Genomic DNA, 7408 nt, shown 5'->3' on the forward strand with positions numbered 1-7408 from the left:
CGCCGCGTCGATCAGGAACACGTCGTTCCCGGCGCCGCCCTGCAGCGTATCCGCACCGCCGCCGCCGGCGAGCGTGTCGTTGCCCGCGCCGCCAGACAGCATCTCCACGCCGACGCCGCCGGCCAGCACGTCGTCCAGTGCGGAGCCAATGACCCCCTCCACGCTGTTCAACACGTCGCCCTCGGCATCGCCGCCCGTGTGGGTGCTCGTGGCGAAGTTGATCGAGATCGCCGCGAGCGACGCGCTGTAGTCGGCGGTATCGAGGCCAGAGCCGCCCTCCAGCGTGTCGTTCCCCGCACCGCCCACGAGCAGGTCGTTGCCATTGCCGCCATTCAAGCTGTCGTCACCATCCAGGCCGCGCAGCGTGTCGGCGCCGGCGCCGCCCGACAGGATGTTCGTGCCCGCCGAACCGACCAGGAGGTCGTTCAACGCACCGCCCTCGGCGTGCTCGAAGCCGGTCACGGTCATCGAGGTCGTCTCGGTCCCGATCAGGGCCAGAGTGCCCAGGCCGAGATCCACCTCGACACGCCGGTCGGTCTCCCCGGAGCCATCGACGTGATCCTCGGAGCCTGCGGTAGCGATCAGGGTCTCGATGCCCGACAGGGTATCCTCGCCCATGCGGCACACTTCCGCGTCGTAGCGCGACAGTTCCTGGCTCAGCGTGCCGAACACCACGCTGGATGCGACGGCGGCGCTGTAGTCGACCACGTCGAGGCCACCACCACCGGCCAGATCGTTGTTGCCTTCGCCGCCCAGCAGCGTGTCGTTGCCATCGCCGCCCTCCAGCGTGTCGTTGCCATCGCCGCCATCCAGCAGATCGTCGCCGCTGTCGCCACTGATGGTATCCGCACCCGCCTCGCCGTTCAGGACGTCGTTGTCGCCCCACCCCTGGATGAGGTCGTTGCCTTCGCCGCCCAGAAGCGTATCGGCACCGGCATAGCCGTAGAACGTGTCGTTGCCTGCGCCGCCGGTCAGGCTGTTGGCGCCGCTTGTGCCGAGGAGGAGATCGGAGCCGCTGCCGCCGATGGCGTTCTCGAAGTCGGTCGTGCTGTCGGAGAAGCCGAAGCCGGTCGTGGTGCCAGCACCAAGCGAGATGGTGACGCCCGACGTGGCCCACTCATAGCTGACGGTATCGTTGCCGGCGCCGCCGATCAGCGTCTCGCCACCCGACAGCGTGTCGGCACCATGGCCGCGGCCGCTGATGAAGTCGTCGCCATCGCCGCCGTCGAGGATGTTTGCTGCGCCGTCACCCAGCAAGGTGTCGTTGCCCGAGCCACCGACCAGGTTCTCGATGCTGACGAAAATATCCTCCGCCGCGTCGCCGGTGCTCTGCGACCCGTCGAGCATGTCGACCTTCACGCCCTCGGTGGAGGTCGCGTAGTCCGCCGTGTCGTAGCCCTCGCCACCATCCAGCGTATCGGCACCGGCGCCGCCAACCAGCGTGTCGTTGCCCGCGCCGCCCATCAGCAGGTTGGCCCCGGCATCGCCGGTCAGGCTGTCGTCATGCGCCGAGCCGGTCACGTTCTCGATGTTGGACAGGATGTCGCCCTCGGCGTGGCCGCCGCTAGCCGAGTTCGTACCGAGATCGATCGTCACCGCCGCATCCGAAGAAGCGTAGGACGCCGTGTCGATCCCACTCTCGCCTGCCACCACGTCGTTTCCGGCGCCACCTTCGATCGTGTCGTCGCCAGCACTGCCGGCCAGCGTGTCGTTGCCCGCGCCGCCCGTCAGCAGGTTGTCCCCTTCGCTGCCGAGCAGCAGGTCGGCATGGGCGGACCCACGCAGGCCTTCGATCGAGTTGTAGCTGTCACGGCCGGCTTCATCCGAAGGACCGAAGCCGGTGGTGTTACGGAAGCTCGCCAGCGAAGCGTAGACGCCGGCAGCGGCGTTCTCGTAGCTCGCGATATCGAAGCCATCGCCGCCATGCATGGCGTCCATCCCGACGCCGCCTTCCAGCGTGTCGTTGCCCTCCCCGCCATACAGCGCGTCGGAACCGGCCAGGCCACGCAGGACATTTTCCTCGGCATCACCATAGAGCGCATCGGCGAAAGCCGAACCCTCCAAGGTCTCGATGCTGTCATAGGCGTCGCCAAACGCCTCACCCGTGTTCGGTGAAGCCGGCGCGTCCATGATGCCGAACCCGGTGATGACCACACTGCCGAGCGATGCGGTCACGCCGGACTTGGCATTGGCGTAGCTGGCCGTGTCGCTGCCCTCGCCACCAAGCAGCAGGTCCGCACCGGCCCCACCTTGCAGCGTGTCGTTGCCGTCGCCGCCTTCGAAGACATTGTCCTCGGCGTCACCGATCATCAGGTCGTCATAGGCGCTGCCGACAACATGCTCGATGGAGACCACCTCGTCGGTGCTGCTGCCATGCTTGATGTAGCCGAGGTCGAGGCGAACCTCGATCGCGGTCTCGCGGGCGAAGTACAGCGCCGTGTCGAAGCCCTCGCCGCCCAGCAGCAGGTCGTTGCCGTCGCCGCCCGCCAGGACATCATTGCCAAAGCCGCCATCCAGGATGTCGTCGCCATCCAGGCCGAGCAGGATATTGTCGACGTAGCCGCCCATGCCGCTGACATCGCCGATGATCCAGTCATCCGCCTGCGTGCCGATCACACCCTCGATGTCGATCAGCACCTGGCCGGTGGAGGACATGCCGCTCTGCTGGGTCGGGTCGAGCGAGACCACGACACCATCCGCGAGATCCTCGGAAAGATAAACCACCCAGTCGGTGCCGCAGCCACCGATCAGCGTATCGGCGCCCAGCGAGGCCACGAAGAAGTCGCTGCCGGCGCCGCCATCCAACAGGTTGTCCTGGGCATCGCCGATCATCTGGTCGCTGTAGTCGGAGCCGATCACCGCCTCGATCGATTCCAGCGTGTCATCGCCGCCGACGTGACTGCCCCTGGATTCGGTCAGGTTGACACGAACCCCATCGGTGTCCTCGCTGTAATCAACCAGGTCGAACCCTTCGCCACCCTGCAGCAGGTTGCCGCCGTCGCCACCGATCAGGGTGTCGTCACCGGCCCCACCGTTCAGCGTGTCGTCACCCGAACCGCCATCGAGGCTGTCCGCACCGGATCCCGCGGTAATCGTGTCACCGCCATCGCCGGCATCGAGAACCGTGGCGGCGGCGCCGGTGTCAACGAAGCTGTCGTTCCCGCCGAACAGCGAATATTCCAGGAAACCGCGGCCATTTGTCACCGTGGCCGAGGAGTTGACCGTGATGGTCAGCGCATTCTCGGCCAGCCCGTCCTGGTCGTTGCTGTTGTTGTCCTGGCTGTCATAGACGGCGATGTAGGCATTCTCGTAGTGATTGCCGCTGAGGATATGCGCGGCATCGTATTCGCCGAGCGGACCCCAGGGGGCCTCGATGAAGACACCAATCGTCGTCTGGTTGAAGGTGTTGTCCGAAACGGTGACAGCCGTACCGGCCTCATAGAGACCCACGCCGACCGAGCCCATGGTCTCGATCGGAGCGGAAAGATTCGCCGGGCCGCTGATCGTATTGCCGGAGACCTCCAGCGCCCCGGACTGCCGGACCAGGATGCCGGTCGCGGAGAAGCCAGGGCTGCCGGGCGCGATGTCGTTGATGGTGTTGTTGCGGACGATGCCGGTCGTACCGTCGCGCCCGTTATTGGCCGCGGAGCCGATCTGCATGCCGTTCTGGTTGGACTTGCCGAGCTCGCCGCTGGCGGTGATCGTATTGTCCTCGATCAACACATCCAGCTTCGGACCCCAGGCAATGATGCCGGTCTTCTGGAAGTCGCTGATCGTGCTGTTGCGCACCTCCAGTGTGGCCGCGGTTTCCAGCGTGCTGCTGCCCTCGGCCAGGATACCGTAGTGGGTCGAGTTGCCGGAGAGATCGCCGTTGATCTCCAGCGGCTCACGGATTCCAGTGATGGTGACATTGTCGATCACGGCCGAGGTGTCACTGACGGCGATGCCGACCATCGGATCATCCGACGAGACCGCACCCTGCCCGCGTCCGTCGATCGTGATGCCGCGAACCGTCACCGCGCCTTGCGTCGGGTCGGTTACCGACAGCTCCAGGATCGCAAACTTCAGCCAGCCATTGATCGTGGTTCCGGTCTGGACCTGGTCCGCGGTGTCCGGCGCCTCCAGCGTGATGTCGTGGCCTTCCGCCGCCTCGATGGTGATGCCGCCGGTACGGACGGTGAACTGCCCGCGGTAGAGATCCGGCGAGGAATCCTCGAACAGGCGGATCGTGTCACCGGGCCGCGCGGCATCCAGCGCATCCTGCAGGCTGGTGAAGCCGCCATTGCCGACAAGCAGCAGCCCCGTCCCACCCGCATCGGAGATCTTCTCGACGCCGTTGATGGTCTGGGTACCATCTGCCCCGGCGACAACCACTGTGAAGCCGCCGCCGTCCAGTGCCGTGACCGTGGTGGGCAGCGCTCCATTGAGCGAAAGAAGGTCGATACCGTCGCCGCCGATGACGACGATGCCGTCGCTCGCCTGGATGGTATCGTTGCCCGCACCACCATCCAGCGTATCGGCGCCACCCCGGCCTTCGATGATATCGTCGCCACTGCCGCCGGTGATGACGTTGTCCGCGACATTGCCGATAAGGGTCTGCCCACTGATCGCGGTGCCGGTCAGATCCTCCAGCTGCTCAGCAAGGGTGTACGAAGCTTGCGCGGTCTGCACCTCGTCGCGCCCGCCACCGGCGAGTTCCGTGACGACATCGCCGGCTTCGACGCCCTGATAGACATCGTTGCCCTCGCCGCCGGTCAGCGTGTCTGCGCCAGCACCGCCGTCCAGCGTATCCTCGCCTGCGTCGCCCCGCAGGTCGTCATTGCCTGCCCCACCCTCCAGCAGGTCGTCACCGGCCCCGCCATCGAGGCGGTTGTTGCCGGATTCACCGATCAGCGTGTCGCCATGATCGCTGCCCAGCGCGTCTTCGATGCCGATCAGCGTGTCGTTGAGGCTGCTGGTGCCGCTGGTGAGGTTCACCAGGACGGCCGCGCCGTGGTCGGAATAATCGACAGTGTCGCGCTCGTCGCCGCCATCCATCCGGTCGTTGCCGTCGCCGCCGGCCAGCGTGTCGTTACCGCCACCGCCCTGTAGCGTATCACCGCCGCCGCCACCGGACAGCACGTCGTCGCCGGAACTGCCGGCGAGCAGATTGTTGCCCTCGGAGCCAGTCAGCGTATCCGCGTGGCTCGAGCCGTTCAGCCCTTCGATCCCACTCAGCGTATCGCCCTCGGCGTCGCCAATCGACCCGACATTTGAAAGCAGCGAAACCGAGACGCCCGAGGACGCATTCAGATAAAAGGCAACATCGAAGCCGTCGCCGCCGATAAGCGTGTCGGCGCCCAGGCCGCCTGACAGGCTGTCATCGCCCGCATCGCTGACAAGGACATCGTCGCCCGCCTCACCTGCGAGCTGATCGTTGCCGTCGCCGCCGTAAAGCGTATCGGCATCGCTGCCGCCGTTGACAGAATCGTCGCCTGCGCCGCCGTAAAGCGTATCGGCGCCGGCGGCGCCGGTGAGCGCGTCGTTGCCATCGCCGCCGGTGAGCACGTTCGCTTCGTCACTGCCAGACAGAGTGTCTGCATGGCCGGAACCGATCACGTTTTCGACGCCGAGGATCGTGTCGCCGGCGGCATCCCCGCCAGATTGCGATCCCGAGGGAGTGAGGCTCACGTTGACGCCCGCGCTGGAGCCGGCGTAGCTGACGGTGTCGAGGCCCTCGCCGCCATCCAGCCGGTCACTGCCTTCGCCGCCGACCAGAGTGTCGCTTCCGGCCCCGCCCTCTAATGAATCGTTTGCGCCGCCGCCAATGAGCAGGTTGTCGTCGGCCGAGCCGATCAGCGTGTCTGCATATTCGCCGCCATGCGCGCCTTCCACGCCGACGAGCGTGTCGTTGAGGCTGCTGGTACCGGTGTTGAGGTTCACGGTGACCGAGCCGGAGTGCTCGTAATAGCTGGCCAAGTCGATGCCCGCACCGCCATCGAGCATGTCGTTGCCGTCACCGCCGGTCAGGGTATCGGCGCCCGCGCCACCTTCGATCGTGTCCGCGCCGTCCGCACCATTCAGCTGGTCATTGCCATCGCCGCCGCTCAGCAACTGGTCGCCGGAATTGCCGTAGATCGTGTCGTCGTGATTGCTGCCGAAGACGGTCTCGATACCCGAGTAGCTGTCGCCTTCGGCATCCCCGCCGCTGCCGTTGGCGCTATCGAGGTCGACATTGACCGCAGCGCCGGACCCCGAGTAGTCCACCGCATCCGCGCCGCCTTCGCCATCGAGCAGGTCGGCACCCGCGCCGCCTACCAGCGTGTCGTCGCCTTCGCCGCCGTACAACTCGTCGTTGCCCGCGTCGCCCTGCAGCGTATCCGCGCCATCGTTGCCCTGCAGATTATCCGCGCCGTCACCGCCGATCAGCAGGTCGTCGCCGCCGTTGCCGACGAGCGTGTCGTCGCCGCCGAATCCCTTGATCTCCTCGGGATCTTCCGTACCGGTAAGCGTATCTGCGTCTTGCGTGCCGTCGATGGTCGTGATGCTCATGGTCGGGTTCCGCTTCGTGGCTCAGGGTTGGCGCTGTGCGCCGGCATTTGGAGGAAGAACGGGTATCGTCGCCGGGCTCGGCGGCTTTCCAGCCGCGCCGGCTTTGGCAGCGCCTTCTTCAACTGGGTCCAGCGGGCCTTGCTGGTTGAAAGTCGTGCTGGCTTTCACGCCAGATCGCGATTGCTGTCGCATCTCGTCGCCTAGGCTGGACGATCAAAGTCACGCCGTGGAGAGACGCCTGCTTTCTCATCATGACCTGCAGCACACGAAGCCTCCGACGCTCCTGACCAACACTGCGCACCTGCTCCGCCTCGGCCCCGAGGTCTCCTGCACGGACGACGCTCAAGGCAGCAGCTTCGATGCTGAGGAGATGCACCGAGCTTTGGGTCCCGCTGCGGCAGCATGCGGGTCGGTGGCATCTCAGGTCGGCTTCTGGCTCACATTTCTGCAGTGAGCGAAAATTTCCGCCGCTGAAAGACAGCACCGCCGACAGCCGGGATCAAGACGCCTGGGTTGAAATATTCCGGTCCTTTGCCTCTTGATCCGCACGAATGTGAGGACCCTGCGAAGGCGGCCGGATTGTTGGCCGCCTTTCTCTCTGCCCTGCAGAAGGCAGCCCGTTCCGTGATGATGTTCGGAACGGGCCGCCGCTGCCGTGCCGCGTCGCCTACAGGATGAAGTCGCTGGCCTGCAGGTTGTGCGCACCGGTGATCTCGATCTGGAAGTCGCGGGTGTTGCCCGCATCCACACCGGCGATGACGTAGGTGTTGCCGCCGAGCACGTAGCTCCACAGCTCGCCCGCCGCCGCGTCCATGTAGTTCGTGGTGGCGCCCTGGTAGACGAAGGACTGCTCCCCGCCCAGCAGCGTGTTCGCATC

Annotated in this window: 2 protein-coding genes; both read right to left on the reverse strand. The window is 65.9% G+C overall.

What is annotated here, in order from left to right; all coding sequences use genetic code 11:
* Nucleotides 1-6531, reverse strand: a 6531-nt coding sequence (locus HB662_RS28690; protein ID WP_456305494.1) for a hypothetical protein, incomplete at its 3' end; no start/stop codon positions are given.
* A gap of 667 nt (nucleotides 6532-7198) precedes the next feature.
* The coding region (locus HB662_RS28695; RefSeq protein ID WP_209443524.1) for a hypothetical protein at nucleotides 7199-7408 on the reverse strand (210 nt) is incomplete at its 5' end.

The organism is Falsiroseomonas frigidaquae, from assembly GCF_012163145.1.
In the GTDB taxonomy this organism is placed as follows: Bacteria; Pseudomonadota; Alphaproteobacteria; order Acetobacterales; family Acetobacteraceae; genus Falsiroseomonas; species Falsiroseomonas frigidaquae.